Raw genomic sequence first — 26,823 nt, 5'->3', positions numbered from 1 at the left:
CTTATGGATTTAATGGGTGTCTTTCTGACTCATGCTGTGGAGCTAGTCGCATTCAAAATAGTGATCAACAACTCAGAATCTTAATTGAATAAATATAGAAAGAGGATGGACATATGATTACAGTGGTAACAAAAGTACAAGGGAATTCGATTGTGGTGGAGCTACCCTCAAATAATGGGATAAAGCTGAATATCAATCAGGAATATATAGTTGTCTACACCCAAGACGGAACGATCATCCTTGTACCGGCGAGTGAAGGTCCCTTTTTGGAGATGGGAACAGCGTAAGTCACGACAGGAAAGACCATCATTTAGCTTTTGATTTAAAACGTTCAATAGTTTCTGAAAATACATATATTTGAAAGGTTCAAATTAAAACCCACCCATATCAGACTCAGCTGATATGGGTGGGTTTTAACGTATGATATTATCTTCCCAGTAAATAGCCGACTAAATAAGCTACGATCGCTGCGAGTCCACCAACAACCAGCATTTCCAAACCAGACCTGAACCAGTTTGACTGGGTGACGCGGGATTTAAGAGCTCCTAGAATGAAGAGGGTGATTCCGGTCAGAATGGAAGCCAGTAGAAAGGCATTCTCCAGCATGAATGGACTGAACGTGGAAAACACGTAAGCCAGAAGAGGAATGAGTCCGAAAACGAAGAAAGAAAAGAAGGTGACCGTCGCATTTTTCAGGGGACTTTCGACGCCGCTATCGTTACCGTATTTCTGGTTCACGATCTGGTCTATAAAGGGCGTGTCATACTTGGCGAGTCTCGTAGATATGCAATTGGCATCTTCTTCTGAAAGTCCCTTGTTCTGATAAGACCGTGACATTCGATCCACTGCCTCCGAATAGTTCTCTATCACTTCCTGTTCGGTCTGGTTTTCCACTCCATCACGGTATTCTTTTTCTGATTTACTGGAAAGATAATCTCCGACGGCCATAGAAAAGCCGTCCGCCAATAAATTTGAGAATCCTAAGATGATGACAATTCTTATGGCCAGAGAAGCTCCAGCAACTCCGGAAACAACAGCGAAAGTGGTGATAATACCATCTAGTCCACCATATACCATACTCTTGATATATTCTCCGCCTTTGAACCGTCTTTTTTTGGTTTCCATTCTATGGTCCTCCTTTATCCATCAGTATTGGGTTATTTTTTCTTGTTCAAGAAAGTAACCAGCTCCGATTCCTGAATGAAACTATCGTCGTACCCTAATGCCTGAGCAATTTGAGTGACGTACGGTTGTTCCAGATACGCTTCTTCAAGGATCATTTTTTCGGAAAAAACATCTCGGGTCTGTCCGTCTAAAATGACTTCGCCTTGGTTCAAGACTATAGTCCGTTCAAAAACTTCTGCCGCAAAATCCATGTCATGCAGGATACATAAGACAAGCTTTCCGTCTGCCTTTAATTCTTCAATAATCATTTTGATTTTTTCTTTGCCCGCAAAGTCTTGGCCCATCGTCGGTTCATCAAAAATGAGCATCTCTGTGTCCATCGCTAAAATGGATGCCAGGGCAATCAGTTTTCGCTCGGACAAACTTAAATCGTACGGATTATCTTTCACTTTCGACTCCAGATCGACTTTCTGTAAAGCTTCTCGCGCTCCTTTTTCAGCTTCAGCATGAGTAAAACCAATATTCAGCGGTCCGAACATGACTTCTTCCAAGACATTTGTCTTGAAAATCTGGTCGTTTGGATTTTGAAAAACAAGGCCGACACGCTTAGCTAACTGAGCGGCTGTCTGGTCGGCGATGGATTCGCCGTCGATCAGCAGTGTGCCTTTGGAAGGCTTAAGCAATCCTTTCATTAATTTAACCAGTGTCGTTTTCCCAGCACCGTTTTGCCCCACGATTGCTGTTGTCCGTGAGTCAAAGGTCAAGTCCAGACCTTTAAAGATAGGAACGTCTGGAGAATAGGAAAAGGTGACGTTTTTGAGTTCAAATGTGTTCATTTTTTCTCCTCCAATCGTTTGAATTCCTGAATGGTCACGGGATACAAGTCGGTATCAGGATAACGAACGTTTAAAGCTTGCGCTATCGATGTCACCACTGGTGGGCGGACACCGAACTCTTTCAAATCTGATCGGGAGAAGATTTTTTCAGGCGTATCCAGATCGATTTGCTTGCCTGCATGCAGCAGCAAGACGCGGTCCGCATACTGGGCGATCTGCTCCATTTTATGTTCAACTAAAATAATCGTCATGCCCTTTCCGGTCAACTGTTCGATGACTTTAAAGACATCTTTGGACCCTTGAGGATCGAGCTGGGAGGTCGGTTCATCTAGGATCAGCACTGCCGGCTCCATCGCTAAGACACTGGCGATGGCGACACGCTGCATCTGACCGCCTGATAAGTCAAAGGGATTTTTGTCTTTCATATTGTAGACATCCAGCAGCTTCAGATATTTCTCAATTCTAAGATGCATCTCTTTTCGAGGTAAGCCCATATTCTCAAGACCAAACGCGACTTCTCCATAGACCGTTTGTTTCGCTCCTGTCATCTGAGAGAAGGGATTTTCAAAAACCAGTCCGATATTTTCAACGATTGTAGCTATTTCATGTTCGCGAACGACCAAGCCGTTCACCGTCACTTTGCCGCCATAAGCTCCTTTATAAAAATGCGGGATGAGTCCGGCTAAAGCGTAGCAGAGCGTCGACTTTCCGGCGGTGTTTTCTCCCACGATACCTAGACATTCTCCTTTTTCTACGGAAAATGATAGATCATCGAGAATGAGGGTGGTGGTATCTGGATACCGATATTTCAAGTTTTTCACTTCTATGACACTCATCCAAAAAACCTCCAGACGATACCCATGACGACGATGCCGGCAATCAGACCGGCAATCAGTTTGTTATGGGGATACTGCTTCGCTTCATTTAAAAATGTTTTTTTCATCGACGATTCAAAGCCGCGCATTTCCAGAGCGATTGAACGCTCTTTGGTTTCGTTCAATGAATTCAAAACCACAGGCCCGATCAGAGGAAAGAAAGCTTTCACTCGCGTGAGCAGATTGCCTTCTGTTTCCACCCCACGTGAACGTTGGGCATCGGTTATTTTTCCCATGGTCGCGCGCATCTGTGGAATGAGCTGGAGAACTGAGAGAATGACATGACCGATTTTTGGGGACATGCCTTTTTTGATCAGCCTTTCCACCATTTCATCTGTTGCGGTGGTTAGAATGAGGACACTGAAGGCACCCACCATGACCAGTACGCGCATCACTAAAACGAGTGCGACATACAGTCCTTCTTCATAAAAAACGAGCGGACCGATTGTGAACAGTTCGGTCACATTGTCAGGATGGAAAAAGCCCTGCACGATAACGAGTGAAAAAATCAGAAACATACTCAATGTCACGATCGGTAAGCTGTTGCGGAAAACTTTTCCAATAATCAACAGCAGAAACGTGACGAAGAGAATCCCACCGATGTATACAGGTTCCGGCAAGATATAAGTCAAGGTGATGCTTGCCGCGACATAAAGAAGTTTTACAAGCGGATCGAGTCGATGGATAGGGCTGTTTCTTTTGACATATAAGGTCATGGTATTCATAGAATCATCCTTTATATTTCTTCGATTTCAGAATCTTGGCGGTATATATTGGTCAGGGAATTTGGCAGGCCTTTAAAAATAAAGTAACTGATCAGAACGGTCACGACTTTATCCGGGACATCGACGACGATGCTGTCACCGAATGAAGCAAGCCATTGTGGGATGTCGTTTGAGATCAGGAATGTATAGAAGGCATCGCCCCAGATATTCCCCGTTTGGCCACCCCAGAAGATCATGTTGAGCGGTGTGGAGACGATCGCCGCAACGACACCGGTAACTAGACCGACGACGACAGCTTTTTGAACGGAGGCGATCCAGCCTTTGTAAGCCATGACCCCGACTGTGATACCGATAGCCGCACTGGTAATGGCGTAAACAGTGGAGATAGGGTCTGCTGTGATACCGAATACAATATTGTTGATAATACCGGCTGCCGCGCCAATGACGGGGCCGGCCAGCATGCTCGCCAGGACGGTTCCGATCGAATCCAACCATAGCGGTAAACGGAGTAAACTGGCAAATAGTTTCCCTATATAATTGATGCCGATGGCTGCAGGAATCAATACGATTGCAGCTGTTGATAATTTCAATGACCACATACTTTTTTTAGTCATAACAAACACTCCCTATGATTTAGTAGTTGATTCAGCATTTAAAGATACAATTGTTTCCAAAGCTAGTTTTATTTCGTCTTCTTCGCCTTTTCTTGTCAGTGATTCACCCGATTGCAACTGATTGATGCCTGACTGCAAATCGCCTGCATATGGAACGACAACGTTTAAGACGGAGGCTGCACGTAATCCCCTTAAGCGGGCCAAGGTAAGTAAAGCCGCTGTTTCCATGTCTGAACCGAGGATGCCTTGTTTAGACCAGTGGGCATCGATTGATTCTTCATGATCCGTGTAAAACGAATCATGACTGCGCACCAGCCCCACATGATGGGGGATATTTAAGTACTCAGCATGCATTTTGAGATGAGTAAGAATAGTATGATTGCTTATTGCCGGATAATTTGAAGAAATGTAGGCCTTTGATGTTCCCTCATCTCTTACAGCACCTTCGCTGAGAATTAATTCTCCAATTCTAATATTTGGCTGCAGCGCCCCACTACTGCCGATGCGAATGAGTGTGTGGACACCGATCTGCTTCAGTTCTTCCAGCGCGATGGCCATTGAGGGTCCGCCAATACCGGTGGATACGACTAAGAGCGGAACACCTTTATACAGGCCTCTCACACTTCGATATTCCCGGTTATAGGCTAGTTCCACTGGTTCTTCCAAGAATGCTTTTACCCTGGAGACGCGCTCCGGATCGCCCGGCAGCAAGGCGTAACCGGCTCCTTCTTTTTCAGTTAGGTGGATGTGTGGCTGTTTGTCCATCTTTTACCTCCTGTCATATTATATTTCACCCGCTTAATAAGTGTATAAACGTGATGATTATACTCAACCTATTTTATCATTTAAAAGGTATCTTTACACTTTTTACGATAGGAAAGTAAGGATACATTTTTTTGGTAAATGTGACCGCGCTGTTTCATGTAAATGCGGACTATTAAAAGTATATACTGAAAAACGATAAAAAGTGAAACAATTCATGCTTGACTATCTTATATCGACCCTTTATTATATTTATTGGGCACGATTTAAATAGATAGCGTAAATAACGTCTATTTCAGGTGCAGTAAACAAGGCATAAATAAAGCTCCCTATTCGTTTATTTGAATAGGGAGCTTTTCATATTTTTAGAGCCTATTTTCCTATCCCTAGATCAATTTAGGAGGAAATAATTATGACAAAATATATCTTTGTAACAGGTGGCGTGGTCTCGTCGATCGGGAAAGGAATTGCGGCTGCTTCGTTAGGACGTTTATTGAAAAATAGAGGTTTGAACGTAACGATCCAAAAATTCGATCCATATATCAATGTCGATCCCGGCACCATGAGCCCTTATCAGCACGGGGAAGTGTTTGTAACAGAAGACGGTGCAGAAACAGATTTGGACTTGGGACATTATGAGCGTTTCATTGACATCAACTTGAATAAGTACTCGAATGTCACGACCGGTAAAGTATATTCGGAAGTGATCAACAAAGAACGCCGCGGGGATTATTTGGGTGCGACCGTTCAAGTCATTCCGCATATTACAGATGAAATTAAGCTTAAAATCATGCGAGCGGCAGAAACGACACACGCAGATGTGGTCATTACTGAAGTTGGAGGAACAGTTGGCGATATTGAATCGCTCCCATTTTTAGAAGCCTTGCGTCAGATGAAAAGAGACGTGGGTTCAGAAAATGTGATGTACATTCATACAACACTTATTCCTTATCTCAAAGCAGCAGGAGAGATGAAAACCAAACCGACCCAGCACAGTGTGAAAGAACTTCGCGGCTTGGGTATTCAACCCAATGTACTGATTGTTCGATCGGAATATCCTGTGAGCCAACATTTAAAAGATAAACTGGCGTTATTTACAGACGTGGATTCAAAGGCTGTCATTGAATCGCTGGATGTCGAAACACTCTATACGATTCCGTTGAATTTACAGAAACAGGGCTTGGATCAGATTGTCGTGGACCATTTAAACTTGGATGCAAAAGAAGCCGATATGACAGAATGGATCGCCTTGGAAGAAAGAGTACGGAATTTAGAAAACATGACCCGCATAGCTATCGTAGGGAAATACGTTGAATTGCCGGATGCTTATTTATCAGTCGTCGAAGCACTTAAGCATGCGGGATACGCATTAAATTCAGACATTGATATCAAGTGGGTCAATGCCGAGCTCTTGTCTCCGGCAGAAGTGGTCCAGGAACTTCAAGACATTGATGGCATTCTAGTTCCCGGAGGGTTCGGAGAACGCGGACTGGAAGGGAAGATGCTGGCTATTCAATATGCACGAGAAAACAAGGTGCCTTTTTTAGGCATATGTCTGGGTATGCAGCTGGCTGCCATAGAATTTGCGCGTAATGTAGCGGGGCTTGAAGGTGCGGGTTCTGCAGAAGTCGACCCAGAAGTGAAACATAATATCATAGACTTGATGCCTGACCAAAAGAATGTGGTCGATATGGGTGGGACACTTCGTCTGGGTTCTTATCCATGTAAAATTAAAGAAGGCACTCACACAGCTCAAGCTTACGAAAATGAAGAAATCATCAACGAACGTCACCGACATCGTTATGAATTCAACAATCACTATAAACAAAACCTGGAAGAAGCCGGGCTTACTTTCTCAGGTGTATCTCCGGACAACCGACTTGTGGAAATCATCGAACTTGAACAGCATCCTTATTTTATCGGTTGTCAATTTCACCCGGAATTCAAATCAAGACCGAATCGTCCACACGCTTTATTTGTTTCTTTCGTTGAAAAAGCAGGGAATATTAAAAAAATAAAATAACAATGAGAAAAAATTTAGAAGATATAGAAGAGTTATAGACATTTTCACTAGTTTTATTGTGAAATATTGTTTATACTAAGGATGAAGCCGAGCGCGTATCTCGGTTCAAAAAGTGCGCAAAAATATTAGGAGGAATATATATATGACTCGTTTAGTAAGTATGACAGATATGTTGAACAAAGCTTTAGCAGGAAAATATGCTGTAGGGCAATTCAACATCAACAACTTGGAATGGACACAAGCCGTTTTACAAGCAGCACAAGAAGAAAAATCTCCAGTTATTTTAGGTGTTTCTGAAGGAGCAGCTAAATACATGGGTGGATTTAAAGTTGTTTCTGCTATGGTTAATGCATTAATGGACGAAATGAATATTACTGTTCCTGTAGCATTACACTTGGACCATGGTTCATCTTTGGAAAAATGTAAAGAAGCGATCGATGCTGGCTTTTCTTCAGTAATGATCGACCATTCTCATGATCCAATCGAAGACAATATTTCATTCACTAAAAAAGTAGTAGAATACGCGCACGCTAATGGCGTTTCTGTAGAAGCAGAAATCGGTACTGTCGGCGGAACAGAAGACGGCGTTACTGGCGGCGTAATGTACGCAGACAAAGACGAATGTAAACGTATGGTAGACGAAGCTGGCGTTGATGCATTAGCAGCAGCTTTAGGTTCTGTCCATGGTGACTACGAAGGCGAACCTGTACTTGGATTTGACGAAATGAAAGAAATTTCTGAATTAACAGGTGCTCCACTTGTATTACACGGTGGATCAGGAATTCCAACACACCAAATCGAAAAAGCAATCAAATTTGGTCATACTAAAATCAACGTAAACACTGAATTACAACAAGTATGGACAAGACGCACACGTGAAGTTATTGCCAACGACGATAAAGTTTACGATCCTCGTAAAATCATCGGACCTGGTAAAGCAGACATCACAGCTACAACTAAAGGTAAAATGAAAGAGTTCGGTTCTTCAAACAAAGGTTAATACCAAAATTTAATAAGAGAAAGTCAATGTACAGCTTAAGTTAAGTTGATTGACTATCCACAAAGCACTTCTTTGGGACGATGATAAATCGTTTCAGGAAGTGCTTTTTTTGTGCTCGAAACGATGAAAGAAGAGAGGAATGTTCATTAAGATAATCATTTTCATAAAGCAAATAAAAAAAATCAAAATAATTATAGTGATAAACCCACCTAATTGAACAGTATAAGAGATAGGTATTAAAATAACTTATACAAAGAGTAGGAGACCTGATATGGAAATAGTGAAATCCCGCATTCAGCCAGAATTACTAACGGCATTAAATGTTTTAGATAAACGGATGGCATTACCTGTTAAAGAGAAACAGCACATCATCAACATGGAAAAGGGCTACAAAGGTGAAGCGCTGTTCGACGCGCTTGTCAAAGAATACGTTCGAGCGGATGTGCTTGTTCTAAATGATTTGTTGTTGACAATTAGTGAACAGACAGTCCAGATCGATTCGCTTATATTAACAGCGGACACAGTTTTTTTATATGAAATTAAAAATTATAAGGGTGATTACCAAATGAAGTCAGGTCAGCTACTGACATTAATAGGACAAGAAATAGGTGATCCGTTAACACAGTTGAAGCGAACGACTTCCTTACTGAGACAGTTATTTCAGCAGTGGAGCATAAATGTAATTGTTGAAGCTGCAGTGGTATACGTTAATTCCACCTTCACTCTCTATCATGCAAGTCCAGAAGATCGTATTATTTTACCGAATCAGATCCCTGCTCATTTCACTAAAATAAACCGTCAGCGCTTGCCCTTAAACAAAAAACATCGTTATCTAGCTGAAAGATTATTATCCGAACATAAACTTATAGTCCCTTATCAGAAACAGCTTCCTGACTATGATTATCGAATCCTTAAAAAGGGGATAACATGCAGCAACTGTGGGTCGTTTGATATCCAATTTACCCAACGAACCTGTTATTGTGAAGACTGTAATAACAGAAATTCAAAAGAAGAGACGATAGTATCAAATGTGGAAGAGTTTAGATTGCTTTTCCCGAGTTTGAAAATTACACGAAATATAATTCATGATTGGTGTGGTGAAGGAGTTTCTAAAGAAAGGATCAGTCGGATATTATTGAAACATTATAATAAAACGGGTCAAACATTAGGGACTTTTTATGAGTGAAGTTTTATAAAGATCCTGAAGAATGAAATGACTCGTCACTAGACGAGTCATTATCCCAATAAGACCTATTCAGCCATACTAATAGTAACTCGATAAGGAAGAACGAATTGAGTAGCTGCTATAGAGCTTCATAATAGTAACTCGACAAGGAAGAACGAATTGAGTAGCTGCTATAGAGCGTCATAATAGTAACTCGATAAGGAAGAACGAATTGAGTAGCTGCTATAGAGCTTCATAATAGTAACTCGACAAGGGAAAACGAATTGAGTGGATGCTATAGAGCATCATAATAGTAACTCGACAAGGGAAAACGAATTGAGTGGATGCTATAGAGCGTCATAATAGTAACTCCGAAAAGAGAAAGCGTTGAGCAGGCCCTATATCAACCAACAAAGATGGTTTTCTGGGAGAGGGGGGATATTTCCAGTATTGAGGTAATTAAAAAAGGAAAGCGGTCGAGTATTCGACCGCTACCTCTCTCTAAAAATGAATATTCAAACTAATCACTTACTTAAAGTTAGCTTTTCATGTATGCTTACTAATCGAGATAATATTTCTCGCTTCTGAAGTGAACCGTGAGATTGAGAATGTATCTCGTATAAATATAAGAGAGTGACGATGTGTGTCTGAAGGTTATGGTTTTTGAAAATTCAAATTAAATGCTTCAGAATAAGGCATTATATATAACGTTAGTCACTTTATAATGTAAAGTAGATGACAGGCAGCTTTCAATTCGTATAACACGTTGTATTTGGTTAATGAATTGTTTATACTATTGATAGCTTCAAAATAAATAGCTTTTAAAGATAGAGGTCTCATAGTGTTAAATAGGATTACTACAAATGATTTAACTCAAATAGCTTTATCAACCGCATTCCTCGCTGTCGCATCACTAGTTATAATACCTATCGGAATGGTTCCAATTACCCTACAAGTCGTTCTTTTTTTGTTGATTCCTGCCATCCTTGGACCAGTGAAGAGTATCCTAGTCATTGGGCTCTATACTATTGCCGGGTTGCTGGGATTTCCAGTTTTTGCAGGCGGGTTGGGTGGAATCGGGCAACTATTGTCCCCTTCGTTTGGCTATATACTAGGAGCGATTCCAATGGGATGGTTCATCGGAAAAACGATCGAACGGACGGAAAACAAGGTGCAAACAGGCTCGGTCATGTTGATAAGTCTGATTATTCTTTACGTTATAGGAATTGCTTATCAGTATGGGCTATTAAACTTTGTTCTCAGTACACCAGTTGCACTGTCAACGCTGATAAAAACAAATCTGACTATCTTTTTTCCAATCGATAGTTTGAAAGTACTTATCGCAGTGATTTTATATTACAGATTGAAAAAAATGTCATTTTATAAACGTATCAATAAATACTAAAGATTTTTGAAAAAGAGAGGATTACACATGACACAGAAGTTAATTATAAAAGGTGGAAAATCATTAACGGGAGAAGTAACCATTTCTGGGGCTAAAAACAGTACGGTTGCACTTATTCCTGCAGCAATTTTAGCAGACTCACCCGTTACATTAGAAGGCGTTCCAAACATTTCGGATGTTCATTCACTTATCTCGATCTTAAACGATATGAACGTGAAAACATCATTTGAAGGAACAACATTAATAATCGATCCCACAGAAATGGTATCTGTACCAATGCCAAGTGGTAAAATAAAAAGTTTGAGAGCCTCGTATTATTTTATGGGAGCTTTACTGACCAAATTTGGTCAAGGCGTTGTCGGCCTTCCCGGCGGTTGTTTCTTAGGTCCGCGACCTATTGACCAACATTTAAAAGGTTTCCGAGCATTGGGAGCAACAGTGGAAAACGAATTAGGTGCGATGTATCTTAAAACCGATGAAGACGGATTAAAAGCTGCACGTATTTATCTTGACGTAGTGTCAATTGGTGCAACGATCAATGTGATGCTGGCAGCCGTTAAAGCTAAAGGACGTACGATTATCGAAAATGCCGCGCGTGAGCCGGAAATCATTGACGTAGCGACGTTATTGAATAATATGGGCGCTAAAGTACGTGGAGCAGGAACAGATGTTATTCGTATAGATGGCGTTGAAGAGATGCACGGTTGTCGTCATACTGTTATACCTGACCGCATTGAAGCAGGGACCTATCTGATCATGGCTGCTGCCAAAGGTAAAGATGTGAAAATCAATAATATTATCGTGGAACATTTAGAAGGCGTTATTGCCAAAATGGAAGAGATGGGCGTTGCTTTAGAAATCGGTGAAGATTACGTTCGCGTGACAGAATCAGATCGTCCACTTAAAGGTGTATCGATTAAAACATTGCCATATCCAGGTTTTGCAACAGATTTACAACAACCATTCACCCCCCTTCTTATGTCAGCTCAGGGCGAATCAATGATTGTTGATACCATTTATCCTAAACGGATCAAACATATTCCTGAATTAAACAGAATGGGAGCCAACTCTCGCGTAGAAAGTGATGTTATCTTAATAGAAGGTGGTCGTCACCTTGAAGGCGCAGAAGTCATGGCAACCGATTTACGTGCCGGCGCATGTTTAGTCGTAGCTGGTTTACTAGCAGAAGGAGAAACCGTTATCGGCGGTGTAGACAATATACTCAGAGGTTATGATAATATTGTTGAGAAATTAGCCGCTCTCGGAGCAGACTTGCGTATGGAAGACCGAGAAGATTAACAGACAGGAGAGCATAGAGTGGCCAAGTTTATCACGTATAGCGAGCTGCAAGAAAAAACGTTAAAAGAAATTTATGAATTAGCCAAAGACTTAAAAGTACCTTATTATAGCCAAATGAATAAAAAAGAATTATCAATGGCTGTTATTCGGGCACAAGAAGAAAAACAGGGCTATTTCCGAGTGAGTGGTGTTTTAGATAAAGTCAGTCATCAAGATTTTGGATTTTTACGTCCGATCAATTACTCTCACAGTAATGAAGATGTCTATATTTCAGCTTCTCAGATGACACGTTTTGGACTAAGAAACGGCGACAAGGTGACAGGGACAGCCCGTCCGCCTAAAGAGGGCGAACGTTATTACGGATTAATGAATGTCCAGTTAGTGAACGGGAAAAATCCGGAAGAAGCAAGAGAGCGTCCGCATTTCCCGGCATTAACGCCTTTATATCCAGAAAGACGGATCAATTTGGAGTCATCTCCTGATGACTTATCTGCTCGTATTATTGATTTGATCGCTCCGATTGGATTCGGACAACGTGGACTGATTGTAGCCCCACCTAAAGTAGGGAAAACAACATTACTTAAAGAAATCGCCAATGGAATCAAAAAAAATCATCCTGATGTTGAATTGATTGTCTTACTTATTGATGAGAGACCTGAAGAAGTGACAGATTTAGAACGGAGTATTGACGGCGAAGTCGTGCATTCAACGTTTGATCAACAGCCACAGAATCATGTTAAAGTAAGCGAACTGGTACTGGAGCGCGCGCGTCGCTTAGTAGAAGACAAACAAGATGTGGTCATTTTGATGGATAGTATTACACGTCTTGCTCGTGCGTATAACTTGGTAGAACAACCGAGTGGGCGTACGCTTAGTGGCGGGATCGATCCTGCTGCGCTTTACCGTCCTAAACGTTTCTTTGGTTCAGCCCGTAATGTTGAAGAAGGTGGAAGCATGACAATAGTTGCGACGGCCTTGGTAGATACGGGGAGCCGCATGGATGATGTCATATATGAAGAGTTCAAAGGAACGGGTAATATGGAAATCCATTTATCTCGTGAACTAGCAGAACGTCGTATTTATCCAGCTATCGACATTAGAAAATCGAGCACAAGAAAAGAAGATTTGCTCTTGTCTACAGAAGAATACGAAGCTGTTTACAAGTTGCGTCGAGGCATGCGAAATGATTCATTGGAGTATACGGATCAATTCATCAAGACATTGAAACGGCACAAAAAGAATAATGGCTTTGTAGAAAAAGTACTGAAACAGTAAAAAGATTGCGTGTTAGTGAAAAAAATCAAGCAAAAGATTGCATCAAAAAAAAAAACATGCTAATATATGAAGTGTTGCATATCAAAGAAATAAGTTAGAAAAGCAAATCATTGCACAAAACAATGCATTTGTTATCTATCTTGACTAACTAATAAAGATAACTATGGAATCGCAAAGATTTCATGGCCGTTAAGGAGTGAAAAAAATGAAAAAAGGCATTCATCCAGAATATCGTGATGTCGTATTTATGGACACAACGACAGGCTTCAAATTCGTTTCAGGATCTACTAAATCAGCAAAAGAAACAGTAGAATGGGAAGATGGAAACGAGTATCCATTAATCCGTGTTGAGATTTCTTCAGATTCTCATCCATTCTATACAGGACGTCAAAAATTTGCTCAAGCAGATGGACGTATCGACCGTTTCAACAAGAAATACAAATTGGAAGACTAATAAGATTAAAAGCTCTGGCTATCCAGAGCTTTTTTTTAACTTAAATTAGGTATTATTGATATTCAAAAAAAGAAACGCATGAGATTTAAATGTGTCAAGTTACTTATAATTCAAAGTAGTCTCGTTAAGTGTTAAGATGATGAGGTACTCCCTCGGTTCATTAAAAAACCGAAATCTCAGCAGTGTCAGTGTGCTTCATGTAGTATAAAAATAATAAGATAAATCAGACAAAGGTATAACATGAAAATTGCTATTCCATTTAATTATATCTGATGATAGGGACAGTCTTTATCCGCTTTAAATGTATCCGGCTCATGATAAAAAGTTGCAACTTTTAAAAAATGTTGTAGACTAAAAATATGCTAAAATAAAGATATAATTCCGTAAGAGCTGAGCGTAACTGCGACTCGCCTGCGAATAGGAGGAAGACTATGAAGCTTTATGTGATATATGGTGGAAAAAGTGCTGAACACGATGTTTCTGTAAAATCTGCTTTTTCTATCTTTCAAAACATTTACTATGAGTATTATACTGTGATACCTGTATACATTACGCACGAAGGAAATTGGTTTAAAGGCGCTGAAGTTGAAAGCAGAGAAAGTTTAATTTCCAAAGATGAGCTAGTGAATACTGATGACAAAATACCTTTCTTATTTAATGAACTGACCGAGGGAGAGTCTGTAGCTTTTCCGGTTCTTCATGGACCAAACGGAGAAGATGGTACGATTCAAGGCTTGTTTGAAACATTAAATATTCCGTACGTAGGTGCAGGCGTTCTTTCAAGCGCCGTAGGTATGGATAAAGTATTAAGCAAAGTAATCTTTAAAGAAGCGGGACTACCTGTTCTTCCTTACAAAGAAGTCAAGGTAAGGGACTGGAGAGTCGATCAAGAAGCAGTGTGTGAAGCTATCGAGACGGAAATAGACTACCCCATGTACGTTAAACCGGTTAATCTGGGTTCAAGCGTAGGCATCACGCGAACACTTAATAAAGAAGAATTGATTCAAGCAATTGAATTAGCCTTCAATTATGATTATCGTGTGGTTGTTGAAAAAGGAGTACAAGTACGTGAAATAGAAGTAGCTATACTCGGGAATGAAGATGTACATACATCGGTTCCAGGTGAGTTGGTTAAGCAAAAAGATTTCTACGCGTATGAAGATAAATATTTAAATCAAAAAGTTGTTCGAGAAGTTCCAGCCAACTTATCCCCTGAATTGACAAAAAAAGTGAGGAAAATGGCTGTCGAAGCTTTTGAAGCAATTAATGGCTCAGGCATTTCTCGAGCCGATTTCTTTTTAACTCAAGATGGCGAAGTTTATATCAATGAAGTCAATACGTTTCCGGGCTTCACATCTAACAGTATGTATCCAAGAGTTTGGGCAAAAACAGGTCTCCCATATGATGATTTGATTGAAGAAGTTATTCAATTAGGGATACGCAGATTTAATGACAAATATAAACTAAGCACCAAAATTACAAGAGATGACGGAAAAGTAGAAATGGAGAGTACTAATGTCGAAATGGACACTTTATGAAATCGTTCAAGCGGTGGATGGCAAGCTATATAATGGCGACACGACAGAGCATATAGAAGGGGTCTCCTTTGACACCCGAACGTTAGTCAAAAATAATTTGTTTGTACCATTAACGGCTGATCGAAATGGACATGATTTTATTCAATCGGCGATCGACAAAGGAGCATCAGCAACGTTCTGGAGTGATCCCATCGAAGATGCCCCAAAAAACATTGCGGTTATTCAAGTCGAAGATACATTGAAAGCTTTTCAGGCTTTTGCTCAGTATTATTTGAAAAAAGTATCGCCAACAGTTATTGGCATTACCGGTAGCAATGGTAAAACAACGACAAAAGATATGGTAGAGGCAGTTGCTTCGGCAAAGCTTAAGACCCATAAAACCATGGGAAACTTCAATAATCACTTAGGTTTGCCTTTGACTATTTTAGAAATGGATCCTGATACAGAAGTGATCATACTGGAAATGGGTATGAGCGAAAAAGGTGAAATTCATTTGCTGTCTGAGATAGCTGAACCCGATATTGCGGTCATTACCATGATCGGCGAATCACATATCGAGTTTTTGGGTTCACGGGAAGCCATTGCTGAAGCGAAACTGGAAATCGTTGAAGGCATGCATCGGGGAACGCTTATTTATCCTGGGGAAGAACCATTACTAAAAACCAAAATAGACAACGGGTGGGTCGATGAAAAGGTCGAAACAGTTAAAACCTTTGGCAAAACATCCGGAGTTGATCTGTATTCAACAGAGATTCATACTGAAATGAAACAGACACTATTCAAAACCAACCAGCAAACAGATACCTCCTGCACGTTGCCCATACCTGGAGAATACAATGTACAAAATGCTTTGTCAGCAATACTCGTAGGTGAAACGTTAGGCATTGATCTAGCCGATATCTACCAGCAGTTATCTCACTTTCAATTAACTAAAAATCGATTGGAATGGATAACAGGTGTGAACCAGTCTGTCTTGTTAAATGATGCGTATAATGCGAGTCCGTCATCTGTGAAGGCCGTTTTGAGTTACTTTCAAGCAATAGAGGTACCCAATCGCAAAGTTGTCGTTTTAGGAGATATCTTGGAGTTAGGCGAACAATCAGAAGCTATGCACCGAGATTTATACAAAGTGATTGATCCGGAAGCTATCGATGAACTTGTTTTATATGGAGAGCAAATGAATGCTTTATATAAAGAAATGCTGAAAACAATGGATAAATCCAAGCTCAACTATTTTACGGGAGAGAAAGCACCATTGATAGACCATCTAAAAGAAACGTTACAACCTGCAGATACCGTGTTGTTTAAGTCCAGTTTCAGCACAGGCATGCTTGAAGTTGTGTCTAAGTTAAGTCAAATTAAAAATAAATAAAACGTATTCATTTTTTTGATTAATAAAAACAAGTTGAAAATGTAATGGACACATGATAAGATAACACTTGTAAGCCAGACAACTGTTCGTTTAGTAGATAGAAATATCTACCGTATGAAAATTAAATAATAATACTGAGTCAAGATAAATGTCATGCCCCTGGTGTACCGCATCGAATGATGAGATACGTACACTAGGGTCTTTGTTTGAACAGAATCATGGAACGTTCTGTTTTCAAGAAGTGATCTTTCTCTATTTATGAGTAAAATCATCCTTGGCTCTTAAACGAATATTTGCTAAGGAAAATAATAGGAGGAAACATTTTTTGAAATTTAATGAACTAGATTTAATAGATGAACTACTGAAATCCATAGAAGAAATGGGATTTGAAGAAACCACACCAATCCAGGAACAGACCATCCCTCTAGCTTTAGAAGGTAAAGACGTTATTGGACAAGCACAAACAGGAACCGGTAAAACGGCTGCTTTTGGTTTGCCGATGTTACAGAAAATCGACGTTAAAAACCATAATGTTCAAGGGCTAGTTATTGCACCTACTCGTGAATTAGCTATCCAGACTCAGGAAGAAATCTTCCGTTTGAGCAGAGATAAAAAAGTTAAAGTAACGTGTGTCTACGGTGGAGCAGACATCAAAAGACAGATTCAACAAATCAAAGGTGGCGCTCAGATCGTCGTTGGGACTCCCGGACGTATGCTTGATTTGATTCGTCGTAAATCGTTGAAACTGAATCAAGTAGAAACACTTGTTTTAGATGAAGCGGATGAAATGCTAAACATGGGCTTCATTGATGATATCGAATCGATCATCAAAGAGACTCCAAAAGAACGTCAGACATTACTATTCTCTGCAACAATGCCAGAACCAATCAAACGCATTGGTGTACGTTTCATGAAAAATCCTGAAACTGTACGTATCCAAACGAAGACATTGGCTGCATCTACGATCGATCAATATTATACAAAAGCTAGAGACAATGAGAAGTTTGACGTCTTAACACGTCTCCTTGATGTACAAAATCCTAAATCAGCTTTGATATTCGGACGTACTAAAAAACGTGTCGATGAATTATCTAAAGGTTTAGAGATGCGTGGCTATCAAGCTGAAGGAATTCATGGCGATTTATCTCAAAGTAAACGTATGAGTGTCTTGAAAGACTTCAAAAAAGGTAAAATGGATATCTTAGTAGCAACAGATGTGGCTGCTCGTGGATTAGATGTTACCGGATTGACACACGTTTTCAATTATGATATCCCTCAAGATCCTGAAAGTTATGTCCACCGTATTGGTCGTACAGGCCGTGCCGGTGAAGAAGGCGTAGCTGTAACGTTTGTTACTCCTCAGGAAATGAGTTATCTGCATACGATTGAAAAACTAACCAATCAGCCATTGACTGCTCTTCGTCCACCAACCAGTGATGAAGCATTAGAAAGTCAATTGCAATCAGCTATGAAAGATATTCAAAAAACCATAGATGAGAATGGCTTAGATAAATATACAAATGCAGCCGAAAAACTGCTTGTTTCATATTCAGCTGAAGACTTAGCTGCTGCTTTAGTTAAAGCAATGGTCAAAGATCCGACTGATGTTCCTGTTAATATCTCTCCACAACGTCCGCTTCCAAACAAGGAAAAAGGCCGTGGCAGAGGAAAAGGTAAGGGCAGCAGTAACCGTGGCGGTGGCGGTAAAAGTAGTTATAAAGGTAAAGGCCGTTCAAGTAGTGACAACCAAGGAAAACGAAGCACCACTCGTCGTCCTAAAAGAAATAGTTAAAACTAAAAATAATCAATGAACGAAGTCAGTAAGTGGCCTAGGCCGCTTGCTGGCTTTTATTATTGAAATAAATCGTTTTTCAATGACATTTTGATGTGAATCTGTTAACATAATTAAGTAATAGTAGCATTTGCGGTATTAAGGATAGAGGAATGTAATGATTGCGGGCATAGGTTTAGACGTTGTGGAAATAAACAGGATTGAAAAAGCATACATAAGACGAGAATCTTTTGCGGAGAGAGTCTTGACGAGTAAAGAACGGGAAATCTTTTCTAAACTTAAAGGGAAAAGAAAAATCGAATTTTTAGCTGGACGTTTTTCTGCAAAAGAAGCATTCTCAAAAGCATTAGGAACAGGAATAGGAAAAATTGGTTTTTTAGATGTTGAAATACTGCCAGACAGTTTAGGCAAACCAATGGTAACGCAAAGCCCATTTAACGGGAATGTTTGGGTTTCTATTTCGCACACGGGTTCAATAGCAGTTGCTCAAGTTATTTTAGAAAATAATTAACATGCGTTCTTTCGTGGAATTGTCACAAACACGTATTTAAAATCATTGTCTTTCATGATAGACTTACAGGGAAGGAATAGATGCACATCTTTTCTTGTGAGAGCTATTTTATTCTTCTGTCTTTGCTTTTATGAGCTGAGACAAGAGTATTAGGCAATAATCGTGTGGGGGGCATTATTCATGGAAGAGCATAACAAAAAAATGACTATTGAATTAGAGCAATCTGTGTATGAAGAGATAGAAGAATATTGTAAAGACGCAAATATAGAAGAATCTGAATTAATGAATAAGATGCTTCAATGTTTCATCAAAGATAACATGAATAAAATGGACGCCATGAGGAAAGGGTATGCGGAAATGGGCAATATCAATCTAGAAATTTGCTCAGAATTCGATAACTGTGAAAATGAAATACACACACATATCTATAGGAAAAGTTAACTCATTAAGTAAAAGAGTGTAACACCTGATCCAAAAGGCGCCTTTTAGGAGGAAAGCCTGTGGTTAAACGCGGAGATATTTATTATGCGGATTTATCACCAGTAATAGGATCTGAGCAAGGTGGCATGCGACCGGTCTTGATTATTCAAAATAACGTTGGAAATAAATATAGTCCGACAGTCATTGTTGCGGCTATAACAACGAAGATAGAAAAAGGTAAAATGCCAACACATGTCGAAGTTGGGGCGGATAAAGGATTAGAAAAAAACTCAGTGGTCTTACTTGAACAAGTAAGAACAATAGATAAACAACGTCTAAGAGATCAAGTCACTCATTTAGATAATAAAACCATGACTATGGTTGATGATGCTTTGGCAATAAGTATTGGCTTGTCGAATCAATACAAACACATATAAATCTATTTTAATACTTAGAAAAAGCAGTTTTGGCCTAACAGCTGATACTGCTTTTTGTTTTACATATAACTTTCGATATCTTAAAAAACCGAATGCTCTTAAGGTGTTTTTTAATAGAATAAAAGGTTGTTTGATTAAAGATTAAGTTGTTTATGACGACGAGAGTATTAAAAGTGCTTAAATCTACTAACGAATGATTTGCGAAAGAGGATAGAATAATTGTAAAAGGTATTTGAACTTTTATAATAGAGAGTTGAGTTTCTATTTTTCTAGCTCAACTCTTCTTATGACTTTCGTCCGGTAAAAGCAAGTTGTAGAAGGCTAGTAGAAGCTGTAACCATTTTCTAGGGAATGATTAGTTTTTTGATAATGATAAGTTGATTTTCTGAAAAGAATTGAAAATTGTCACAATAAATGCTACACTACTCTCGTTGTCTTTTTTGACGACCGTGGTTCGAAAGTGCCAACCCACGAGATAAAAACTAGGAGGAAAAGAAATGAAAACAAAACAATTGATAATAAATGCGATTATTGGAGCTTTGTATACAGGAATTACTATACTGATAGCACCTTTTGCTTTTGGGGCAATCCAGCTAAGGTTATCCGAAATACTTAATCATCTGGTGGTGTTCGACAAGAAGTATGCTTACGGCGTGACTGCAGGAGTTTTTCTGACCAACCTTATATTATCACCGTTTGGTGTATACGATTGGACTCTCGGCGTGGGTCACACGGTAATATCATTCGCTGTTTATTTTGTTCTAAGTAAGAAAGTTCAGTCACCGGTTAAAAAAATGATCATAAATACTGCTGTGTTTTCTGTATTTAGTTTTATGATTGCTATAATGCTATTATTGATAGGTGCTGAAGAAATTTTCTGGTTTACTTATCTTACAGTCTTTTTGGGGCAGCTAGTTACAATGGGTCTAGGCATACCTATTATGTTAACCCTCGATAAAAAAATCAATTTCAATAAAAAAATGCAAAGTTAAAAAGTAAAGCACGATATAAAAGACGCTCTATAATCCTCGGAGAGATTTAACCGGAGACTTTAGAGCGTCTTTTATTTGTAAAAAATATTGAAAATCAATCGTTATGCAGATCTTCAACTTCTACCACTTTGAATCCTTTGCGGTCTAGATGTTTTGACAGATCTTCTAATGTTTTTTTAGAAACATTAGGTTCTAAAGTCATTATCATACGTCTAACCATGTTCTCGCGCTGAACATCTAAAGTGATACAACTCATGATGGAACAATGACGGTTAATAATTTTTGCGATGTTAGCCAAATCACCTCTCTCGCCTGGAGAAGCAATAGTTAAAACGTAGCTCCCAGAATCGAGACTCCAAGATTGCTGAAGCAAGTCAATCAACGTGCTATGAGTTAGTATTCCGTAAAAATGATTGTTGTCATCAAGGACGGTAATGTAGGGCAGATCCTTGATCATGAAAAAGATCTTAAAGAACGAAGAATTAAGATGAACATATTTTGTAGCGTTTTTAAGTAAGTGAGTGACCGGTAAAGCCATGTCCCCGCCATTCGCCTTGTGTCTGTATATGTGCATTTTATAAATGTTACCTCTAAATATTTTTCCGCTTTTATCTAATACAGGGACACATCGGTATCCTGTATCTTCTAATAGAGTAATTGCTTCTTCTAGAGTTGCTTCTTCTGACATAGTAGCCACAACGTTTTTAGGGACGGTTAATTGTTTAATCAACATATAAAAATTTGCTCCTTCTCATCCGATTTTTCGTATTTTCACATATTTATTATAACAGATTAGTACTTGGTAACATAGACAAATCAGTGTAAAATAAAGGAAATATGATATTAGGGGAGTTAGCATGAATAAAAGAAATGAAATGATGGATAGACCGGTGATCGATAAAGAGGTGAGAGACTATTTAAGGACATCACAAAAGCAGTTGTCTGGGGCGTTAGGAGAGATAGAAGCGTGGGCTAATGAAAGAAGAGTGCCAATTATCCCACATGAAACGGTCACTTTTTTCAGGTGGTTGTTACCTATACTAGAACCAAAAGAAATCTTGGAAGTTGGAACAGCCATTGGTTTTTCTGCAGGGTTGATGGTTCAGTCGCTTTCTTCGGATTGTCATGTGACAACAATTGAACGAAATCCGGATATGATTGAAAAAGCAAAAATCAATTTTAAAAAAATGAACATTGAAAATAATGTCACCTTATTAGAGGGACAGGCAAGTGAATGGTTGGAGAAGTTGGAAGACGGATCAGTCGATTTCATATTTATGGATAGCGCTAAAGCTAAATACTATGATTTCTTTCCCCATTGTTATCGTATCCTAAAACAAGGTGGAGTATTAGCGATAGACGACGTACTGCAAGGCGGAACGATTCTCGACGAAGATTCAGAGGTTCCTAAAAGACGTTTGAAAATTCATCGTAAATTAAATGCTTTTTTGGATATCGTCTTAGACCATCCAGCGTTTGATTCGTCGATTGTACCTTTAGGAGATGGGTTATTATTGATTACCAAAAGAGAAAAAGTGGATTTTAGTTATATGCTTCCAACAGACTGTGGACAGTAAATTACCAAGATTGTAATTATAAAGCAGGTTCAAAAAAAGATAAGACAATAAAAGGGTTGACGAGAAGGGAGGAATCTGGTATATTTATTCCTGTTGCTGATTTAAGGCAACAAATGCTTTTCTTTTTCTTGTCAGGTCTCGGTCAAACGAGCGACAAAAGAACTTTTAAAAAGTTCTTGACAATCGAATTGAAAGCCTGTAATATTGTACTAGTTGACACATCACGTCGTCAGCGATTGAACGAAATAGATCTTTGAAAACTGAACAAAGTAAACAATCAAATGTGCAGGTGTCTTGTGTCCAATTTATTGGGCCAAGGCAACACAAACGAGTTAACATGTTTAACTCGGAATTATGTAACACGAGCTATTTCAAACTTAAAATTGAGAGTTTGATCCTGGCTCAGGACGAACGCTGGCGGCATGCCTAATACATGCAAGTCGAACGATGAAGCACTCTGCTTGCAGAGTGCGGAAGAGTGGCGAACGGGTGAGTAACACGTGGGGAACCTGCCCATAAGAGGGGGATAACATCCGGAAACGGGTGCTAATACCGCATAGGTGATTTTAGCGCATGCTTTAATCATTAAAGATGGCTTCGGCTATCGCTTATGGATGGCCCCGCGGCGTATTAGCTAGTTGGTAAGGTAATGGCTTACCAAGGCATTGATACGTAGCCGACCTGAGAGGGTGATCGGCCACACTGGGACTGAGACACGGCCCAGACTCCTACGGGAGGCAGCAGTAGGGAATCTTCCACAATGGGCGAAAGCCTGATGGAGCAATGCCGCGTGAGTGATGAAGGTTTTCGGATCGTAAAGCTCTGTTGTTAGAGAAGAACAAGAGGTGTAGTAACTGGCACCTCCTTGACGGTATCTAACCAGAAAGTCACGGCTAACTACGTGCCAGCAGCCGCGGTAATACGTAGGTGACAAGCGTTGTCCGGATTTATTGGGCGTAAAGCGAGCGCAGGCGGTCTATTAAGTCTGATGTGAAAGCCCACGGCTCAACCGTGAGGGTCATTGGAAACTGGTAGACTTGAATGCAGAAGAGGAAAGTGGAATTCCATGTGTAGCGGTGAAATGCGTAGATATATGGAGGAACACCAGTGGCGAAGGCGACTTTCTGGTCTGTAATTGACGCTGAGGCTCGAAAGCGTGGGGAGCAAACAGGATTAGATACCCTGGTAGTCCACGCCGTAAACGATGAGTGCTAAGTGTTGGAGGGTTTCCGCCCTTCAGTGCTGGAGCTAACGCATTAAGCACTCCGCCTGGGGAGTACGGCCGCAAGGCTGAAACTCAAAGGAATTGACGGGGACCCGCACAAGCGGTGGAGCATGTGGTTTAATTCGAAGCAACGCGAAGAACCTTACCAGATCTTGACATCCTCTGACAACCCAAGAAATTGGGCTTTCCCTTCGGGGACAGAGTGACAGGTGGTGCATGGTTGTCGTCAGCTCGTGTCGTGAGATGTTGGGTTAAGTCCCGTAACGAGCGCAACCCTTATTGTTAGTTGCCAGCATTCAGTTGGGCACTCTAGCGAGACTGCCGGTGATAAACCGGAGGAAGGCGGGGATGACGTCAAATCATCATGCCCCTTATGATCTGGGCTACACACGTGCTACAATGGATGGTACAACGAGTCGCAAAACCGCAAGGTCTAGCCAATCTCTTAAAGCCATTCTCAGTTCGGATTGCAGGCTGCAACTCGCCTGCATGAAGCTGGAATCGCTAGTAATCGCGAATCAGAACGTCGCGGTGAATACGTTCCCGGGTCTTGTACACACCGCCCGTCACACCACGAGAGTTTGTAACACCCGAAGTCGGTAGGGTAACCCTTAGGGGAGCCAGCCGCCGAAGGTGGGATGGATGATTGGGGTGAAGTCGTAACAAGGTAGCCGTATCGGAAGGTGCGGCTGGATCACCTCCTTTCTAAGGATATTGCCATTAGGGCAAACGGAACCTACACATTTGATGATTACTTTGTTTAGTTTTGAGAGATTTGTTTTTCTCATTAAAAAAATATTATGGGGCCTTAGCTCAGCTGGGAGAGCGCCTGCCTTGCACGCAGGAGGTCAGCGGTTCGATCCCGCTAGGCTCCATTAGCGATTCTGAAAAAGAATCGCCATTGTTCTTTGAAAACTAGATAGTTGATTATATAACAAACACAAAAGTTAAGACACAACACCGAAACAAAATAAAACTGAGACCGTCTTGTTTAGACAAGACACTCAGCGCTATAAATACCCTTAACCGTCAGGTTAAGTGAATAAGGGCGCACGGTGAATGCCTTGGCACTAGGAGCCGATGAAGGACGGGACTAACGCCGATATGCTTCGGGGAGCTGTAAGTAAGCTTTGATCCGAAGATTTCCGAATGGGGGAACCCATCACTTTTCATCAAGTGATATATCTGTAGTGAATACATAGCTATGGATAAGGTAACGCAGGGAACTGAAACATCTAAGTACCTGCAGGAAGAGAAAGCAAATGCGATTCCCTGAGTAGCGGCGAGCGAAACGGGAAGAGGCCAAACCAAAAGGCTTGCCTTTTGGGGTTGTAGGACTGGCGACATGGACGAGAGCGAATAGCAGAAATGACTGGAAAGTCATGCGAGACAGGGTGAAAGCCCCGTATGCGACATTCAAACTTGCCTAGCCGGTATCCTGAGTACGGCGGAACACGAGAAATTCCGTCGGAATCCGGGAGGACCATCTCCCAAGCCTAAATACTACCTAGTGACCGATAGTGAACCAGTACCGTGAGGGAAAGGTGAAAAGAACCCCGGAAGGGGAGTGAAACAGCACCTGAAACCGTGTGCTTACAAGTAGTCAGAGCCCGTTAATGGGTGATGGCGTACCTTTTGTAGAATGGACCGGCGAGTGACGATGACATGCAAGGTTAAGCCGAAGAGGTGGAGCCGCAGCGAAAGCGAGTCTGAATAGGGCGTTGAGTATGCCGTCGTCGACCCGAAACCAAGTGACCTACCCATGTCCAGGGTGAAGGTGCAGTGAAATGCACTGGAGGCCCGAACCCGTGTACGTTGAAAAGTGCTGGGATGAGGTGTGGGTAGCGGAGAAATTCCAATCGAACTTGGAGATAGCTGGTTCTCTCCGAAATAGCTTTAGGGCTAGCCTCGGATAATATGCATCGTGGAGGTAGAGCGACTGTTTGGACTAGGGGCCCTTATCGGGTTACCGAATCCTGATAAACTCCGAATGCCACAGATGTAGATCCGGGAGTCACACTGCGAGTGATAAGATCCGTAGTGGAAAGGGAAACAGCCCAGACCGTCGGCTAAGGCCCCCAAATTCTTGTTAAGTGGAAAAGGATGTGGGGCTGCTTAGACAACTAGGATGTTGGCTCAGAAGCAGCCATCATTTAAAGAGTGCGTAATAGCTCACTAGTCGAGTGGCCCTGCGCCGAAAATGTATCGGGGCTAAACAAGGTGCCGAAGCCACGGATAGAACCAATGGTTCTATGGTAGGAGAGCGTTCTAAGGGCGTTGAAGCAAGATCGTGAGGACTTGTGGAGCGCTTAGAAGTGAGAATGCCGGTATGAGTAGCGAAAGACGGGTGAGAATCCCGTCCACCGAATGACTAAGGTTTCCTGGGGAAGGCTCGTCCTCCCAGGGTTAGTCGGGACCTAAGCTGAGGCCGAAAGGCGTAAGCGATGGACAACAGGTAGAGATTCCCGTACCAGTCTGCTTTGTTTGAACAATGGAGGGACGCAGAAGGCTAAGATGAGCACGCTGATGGAATAGCGTGTCCAAGCAATAAGTCTGAGAAAGAGTCAAATGCTTTTTCTCGCACGGACAAGTTGTGATGGGGAGGGAATTAGAGTACCGAAGCATCTGATGTCACACTGCCAAGAAAAGCTTCTAGTTAGAAGTAGGCTGCCCGTACCGCAAACCGACACAGGTAGTCGAGGAGAGAATCCTAAGGTGATCGAGAGAACTCTCGTTAAGGAACTCGGCAAAATGACCCCGTAACTTCGGGAGAAGGGGTGCTGACCAATGGTCAGCCGCAGTGAATAGGCCCAAGCGACTGTTTACCAAAAACACAGGTCTCTGCTAATTCGAAAGAAGATGTATAGGGGCTGACACCTGCCCGGTGCTGGAAGGTTAAGAGGAAGGGTTAGCTTCGGCGAAGCTCTGAATTGAAGCCCCAGTAAACGGCGGCCGTAACTATAACGGTCCTAAGGTAGCGAAATTCCTTGTCGGGTAAGTTCCGACCCGCACGAAAGGTGTAACGATTTGGGCACTGTCTCAACGAGAGACTCGGTGAAATTATAGTACCTGTGAAAATGCAGGTTACCCGCGACAGGACGGAAAGACCCCATGGAGCTTTACTGTAGTTTGATATTGAGTGTCTGTACAGCTTGTACAGGATAGGTAGGAGCCTATGAAGCCAGGACGCCAGTCTTGGTGGAGGCGTTGGTGGGATACTACCCTCGCTGTATGGCCACTCTAACCCACGACCGTTAACCGGTCGGGAGACAGTGTCAGATGGACAGTTTGACTGGGGCGGTCGCCTCCTAAAATGTAACGGAGGCGCCCAAAGGTTCCCTCAGAATGGTTGGAAATCATTCGTAGAGTGTAAAGGCAAAGGGAGCTTGACTGCGAGACCT

Annotated in this window: 22 protein-coding genes, 1 tRNA gene, 2 rRNA genes and 1 pseudogene (1 of these 26 cut by a window edge); 19 read left to right on the top strand and 7 right to left on the bottom strand. The window is 41.2% G+C overall.

Annotation, left to right across the window (positions count from 1 at the left end):
- Nucleotides 1-113 precede the first annotated feature (113 nt).
- Nucleotides 114-266 (top strand): annotated as a pseudogene (mazE, locus tag ACO1PF_RS04270) (type II toxin-antitoxin system PemI/MazE family antitoxin); the annotation flags it as partial.
- A 160-nt stretch (nt 267-426) separates the two neighbouring features.
- Here the strand turns inward: mazE and ACO1PF_RS04265 are convergent.
- The 6 genes from ACO1PF_RS04265 to ACO1PF_RS04240 are packed head-to-tail and all read right to left on the bottom strand — an operon-like array spanning nt 427 to nt 4,940.
- Nucleotides 427-1,125: a VIT1/CCC1 transporter family protein gene (locus tag ACO1PF_RS04265; RefSeq protein ID WP_423190100.1), complete on the bottom strand. Its 699-nt coding sequence runs from the start codon at nt 1,123-1,125 to the stop codon at nt 427-429.
- 32 nt (nt 1,126-1,157) lie between these two features.
- Nucleotides 1,158-1,961, bottom strand: coding sequence for an energy-coupling factor ABC transporter ATP-binding protein (locus ACO1PF_RS04260; protein WP_423190099.1), 804 nt, complete (start codon nt 1,959-1,961; stop codon nt 1,158-1,160).
- Nucleotides 1,958-2,797: an energy-coupling factor ABC transporter ATP-binding protein gene (locus ACO1PF_RS04255; protein ID WP_423190098.1), complete on the bottom strand. Its 840-nt coding sequence runs from the start codon at nt 2,795-2,797 to the stop codon at nt 1,958-1,960. Before ACO1PF_RS04255 ends, ACO1PF_RS04260 begins: the two co-directional genes overlap by 4 nt.
- Entirely contained in the window at nt 2,794-3,561 is a 768-nt protein-coding gene (locus ACO1PF_RS04250; protein WP_423190097.1) for an energy-coupling factor transporter transmembrane component T family protein, read from the bottom strand. Before ACO1PF_RS04250 ends, ACO1PF_RS04255 begins: the two co-directional genes overlap by 4 nt.
- An 11-nt stretch (nt 3,562-3,572) precedes the next feature.
- Nucleotides 3,573-4,175, bottom strand: a complete 603-nt coding sequence (locus ACO1PF_RS04245) for an ECF transporter S component (RefSeq protein ID WP_423190096.1) — start codon at nt 4,173-4,175, stop codon at nt 3,573-3,575.
- A 12-nt stretch (nt 4,176-4,187) separates the two neighbouring features.
- Nucleotides 4,188-4,940 carry a nucleoside phosphorylase gene (locus ACO1PF_RS04240; protein ID WP_423190095.1) on the bottom strand — a complete coding sequence of 251 codons (753 nt, stop codon included), beginning with the start codon at nt 4,938-4,940 and terminating at the stop codon, nt 4,188-4,190.
- A gap of 409 nt (nt 4,941-5,349) precedes the next feature.
- Here ACO1PF_RS04240 and ACO1PF_RS04235 point away from each other — a divergent pair, with 409 nt between their 5' ends.
- The 14 genes from ACO1PF_RS04235 to ACO1PF_RS04170 all read left to right on the top strand — a co-directional run bounded on the left by ACO1PF_RS04235 (nt 5,350) and on the right by ACO1PF_RS04170 (nt 20,620).
- On the top strand, nt 5,350-6,960 hold the full coding sequence (locus tag ACO1PF_RS04235) for a CTP synthase (protein WP_423190094.1): 1,611 nt from the start codon (nt 5,350-5,352) through the stop codon (nt 6,958-6,960).
- Between the two features lie 142 nt (nt 6,961-7,102).
- Nucleotides 7,103-7,960 (top strand): class II fructose-1,6-bisphosphate aldolase, encoded by an 858-nt coding sequence (fba, locus tag ACO1PF_RS04230; RefSeq protein WP_423190093.1) that lies wholly within the window; start codon nt 7,103-7,105, stop codon nt 7,958-7,960.
- A gap of 271 nt (nt 7,961-8,231) precedes the next feature.
- Nucleotides 8,232-9,146 carry a nuclease-related domain-containing protein gene (locus tag ACO1PF_RS04225; protein WP_423190092.1) on the top strand — a complete coding sequence of 305 codons (915 nt, stop codon included), beginning with the start codon at nt 8,232-8,234 and terminating at the stop codon, nt 9,144-9,146.
- Between the two features lie 820 nt (nt 9,147-9,966).
- On the top strand, nt 9,967-10,530 hold the full coding sequence (locus ACO1PF_RS04220) for a biotin transporter BioY (RefSeq protein WP_423190091.1): 564 nt from the start codon (nt 9,967-9,969) through the stop codon (nt 10,528-10,530).
- A 27-nt stretch (nt 10,531-10,557) separates the two neighbouring features.
- Complete coding sequence (locus ACO1PF_RS04215; protein WP_423190090.1) at nt 10,558-11,829, top strand: UDP-N-acetylglucosamine 1-carboxyvinyltransferase; 1,272 nt, start codon at nt 10,558-10,560, stop codon at nt 11,827-11,829.
- Between the two features lie 18 nt (nt 11,830-11,847).
- Nucleotides 11,848-13,104, top strand: a complete 1,257-nt coding sequence (gene rho / locus ACO1PF_RS04210; protein ID WP_423190089.1) for a transcription termination factor Rho — start codon at nt 11,848-11,850, stop codon at nt 13,102-13,104.
- 205 nt (nt 13,105-13,309) lie between these two features.
- Complete coding sequence (locus tag ACO1PF_RS04205) at nt 13,310-13,558, top strand: type B 50S ribosomal protein L31 (protein WP_071848861.1); 249 nt, start codon at nt 13,310-13,312, stop codon at nt 13,556-13,558.
- A gap of 431 nt (nt 13,559-13,989) precedes the next feature.
- Entirely contained in the window at nt 13,990-15,096 is a 1,107-nt protein-coding gene (locus ACO1PF_RS04200) for a D-alanine--D-alanine ligase family protein (protein ID WP_423190088.1), read from the top strand.
- A complete protein-coding gene (locus ACO1PF_RS04195; protein WP_423190087.1) occupies nt 15,074-16,468 on the top strand; it encodes a UDP-N-acetylmuramoyl-tripeptide--D-alanyl-D-alanine ligase in 1,395 nt (464 codons plus the stop codon). Before ACO1PF_RS04200 ends, ACO1PF_RS04195 begins: the two co-directional genes overlap by 23 nt.
- A gap of 325 nt (nt 16,469-16,793) precedes the next feature.
- A complete protein-coding gene (locus ACO1PF_RS04190; RefSeq protein WP_423190086.1) occupies nt 16,794-18,260 on the top strand; it encodes a DEAD/DEAH box helicase in 1,467 nt (488 codons plus the stop codon).
- Between the two features lie 157 nt (nt 18,261-18,417).
- A complete protein-coding gene (gene acpS / locus ACO1PF_RS04185) occupies nt 18,418-18,771 on the top strand; it encodes a holo-ACP synthase (protein WP_423190085.1) in 354 nt (117 codons plus the stop codon).
- A gap of 180 nt (nt 18,772-18,951) precedes the next feature.
- The gene (locus ACO1PF_RS04180; protein ID WP_423190084.1) at nt 18,952-19,212 is read left to right on the top strand and encodes a hypothetical protein; all 261 of its coding nucleotides are present in this window, start codon (nt 18,952-18,954) and stop codon (nt 19,210-19,212) included.
- A 59-nt stretch (nt 19,213-19,271) separates the two neighbouring features.
- On the top strand, nt 19,272-19,628 hold the full coding sequence (locus tag ACO1PF_RS04175; protein ID WP_423190083.1) for a type II toxin-antitoxin system PemK/MazF family toxin: 357 nt from the start codon (nt 19,272-19,274) through the stop codon (nt 19,626-19,628).
- Nucleotides 19,629-20,125: 497 nt separating this feature from the next.
- Nucleotides 20,126-20,620, top strand: coding sequence for a QueT transporter family protein (locus ACO1PF_RS04170; RefSeq protein ID WP_423190082.1), 495 nt, complete (start codon nt 20,126-20,128; stop codon nt 20,618-20,620).
- Between the two features lie 94 nt (nt 20,621-20,714).
- Here ACO1PF_RS04170 and cbpA read toward each other — a convergent pair whose 3' ends face one another.
- Nucleotides 20,715-21,353 carry a cyclic di-AMP binding protein CbpA gene (gene cbpA / locus ACO1PF_RS04165; protein WP_423190081.1) on the bottom strand — a complete coding sequence of 213 codons (639 nt, stop codon included), beginning with the start codon at nt 21,351-21,353 and terminating at the stop codon, nt 20,715-20,717.
- A gap of 124 nt (nt 21,354-21,477) precedes the next feature.
- Between cbpA and ACO1PF_RS04160 the strand changes: the two genes are divergently transcribed.
- The 4 genes from ACO1PF_RS04160 to ACO1PF_RS04145 form a co-directional block, all read left to right on the top strand.
- Nucleotides 21,478-22,197 (top strand): O-methyltransferase, encoded by a 720-nt coding sequence (locus tag ACO1PF_RS04160; protein ID WP_423190080.1) that lies wholly within the window; start codon nt 21,478-21,480, stop codon nt 22,195-22,197.
- Nucleotides 22,198-22,576: 379 nt separating this feature from the next.
- Nucleotides 22,577-24,127, top strand: a 16S ribosomal RNA gene (locus ACO1PF_RS04155).
- Between the two features lie 97 nt (nt 24,128-24,224).
- Nucleotides 24,225-24,297: transfer RNA gene (locus tag ACO1PF_RS04150), tRNA-Ala, on the top strand.
- Between the two features lie 157 nt (nt 24,298-24,454).
- A 23S ribosomal RNA gene (locus ACO1PF_RS04145) occupies nt 24,455-26,823 on the top strand (it continues 542 nt past the right edge of the window).
- Together the 16S and 23S rRNA genes with 1 tRNA gene alongside form the textbook arrangement of a ribosomal RNA operon.

Source organism: Alkalibacterium sp. f15 (genome assembly GCF_049389645.1).
In the GTDB taxonomy this organism is placed as follows: domain Bacteria; phylum Bacillota; class Bacilli; order Lactobacillales; family Carnobacteriaceae_A; genus Alkalibacterium.
This window is presented reverse-complemented; position numbering and strand designations above follow the sequence as displayed.

Excerpts from the sequence above, each read along its gene's own strand:
- ACO1PF_RS04265 (WP_423190100.1), bottom strand. The coding sequence starts at position 1,125 with ATGGAAACCAAAAAAAGACGGTTCAAAGGCGGAGAATATATCAAGAGT.
- ACO1PF_RS04260 (WP_423190099.1), bottom strand. The coding sequence starts at position 1,961 with ATGAACACATTTGAACTCAAAAACGTCACCTTTTCCTATTCTCCAGAC.
- ACO1PF_RS04255 (WP_423190098.1), bottom strand. The coding sequence starts at position 2,797 with ATGAGTGTCATAGAAGTGAAAAACTTGAAATATCGGTATCCAGATACC.
- ACO1PF_RS04250 (WP_423190097.1), bottom strand. The coding sequence starts at position 3,561 with ATGAATACCATGACCTTATATGTCAAAAGAAACAGCCCTATCCATCGA.
- ACO1PF_RS04245 (WP_423190096.1), bottom strand. The coding sequence starts at position 4,175 with ATGACTAAAAAAAGTATGTGGTCATTGAAATTATCAACAGCTGCAATC.
- ACO1PF_RS04240 (WP_423190095.1), bottom strand. The coding sequence starts at position 4,940 with ATGGACAAACAGCCACACATCCACCTAACTGAAAAAGAAGGAGCCGGT.
- ACO1PF_RS04235 (WP_423190094.1), top strand. The coding sequence starts at position 5,350 with ATGACAAAATATATCTTTGTAACAGGTGGCGTGGTCTCGTCGATCGGG.
- fba (WP_423190093.1), top strand. The coding sequence starts at position 7,103 with ATGACTCGTTTAGTAAGTATGACAGATATGTTGAACAAAGCTTTAGCA.
- ACO1PF_RS04225 (WP_423190092.1), top strand. The coding sequence starts at position 8,232 with ATGGAAATAGTGAAATCCCGCATTCAGCCAGAATTACTAACGGCATTA.
- ACO1PF_RS04215 (WP_423190090.1), top strand. The coding sequence starts at position 10,558 with ATGACACAGAAGTTAATTATAAAAGGTGGAAAATCATTAACGGGAGAA.
- ACO1PF_RS04205 (WP_071848861.1), top strand. The coding sequence starts at position 13,310 with ATGAAAAAAGGCATTCATCCAGAATATCGTGATGTCGTATTTATGGAC.
- ACO1PF_RS04200 (WP_423190088.1), top strand. The coding sequence starts at position 13,990 with ATGAAGCTTTATGTGATATATGGTGGAAAAAGTGCTGAACACGATGTT.
- ACO1PF_RS04195 (WP_423190087.1), top strand. The coding sequence starts at position 15,074 with ATGTCGAAATGGACACTTTATGAAATCGTTCAAGCGGTGGATGGCAAG.
- acpS (WP_423190085.1), top strand. The coding sequence starts at position 18,418 with ATGATTGCGGGCATAGGTTTAGACGTTGTGGAAATAAACAGGATTGAA.
- ACO1PF_RS04180 (WP_423190084.1), top strand. The coding sequence starts at position 18,952 with ATGGAAGAGCATAACAAAAAAATGACTATTGAATTAGAGCAATCTGTG.
- ACO1PF_RS04170 (WP_423190082.1), top strand. The coding sequence starts at position 20,126 with ATGAAAACAAAACAATTGATAATAAATGCGATTATTGGAGCTTTGTAT.
- cbpA (WP_423190081.1), bottom strand. The coding sequence starts at position 21,353 with ATGTTGATTAAACAATTAACCGTCCCTAAAAACGTTGTGGCTACTATG.
- ACO1PF_RS04160 (WP_423190080.1), top strand. The coding sequence starts at position 21,478 with ATGAATAAAAGAAATGAAATGATGGATAGACCGGTGATCGATAAAGAG.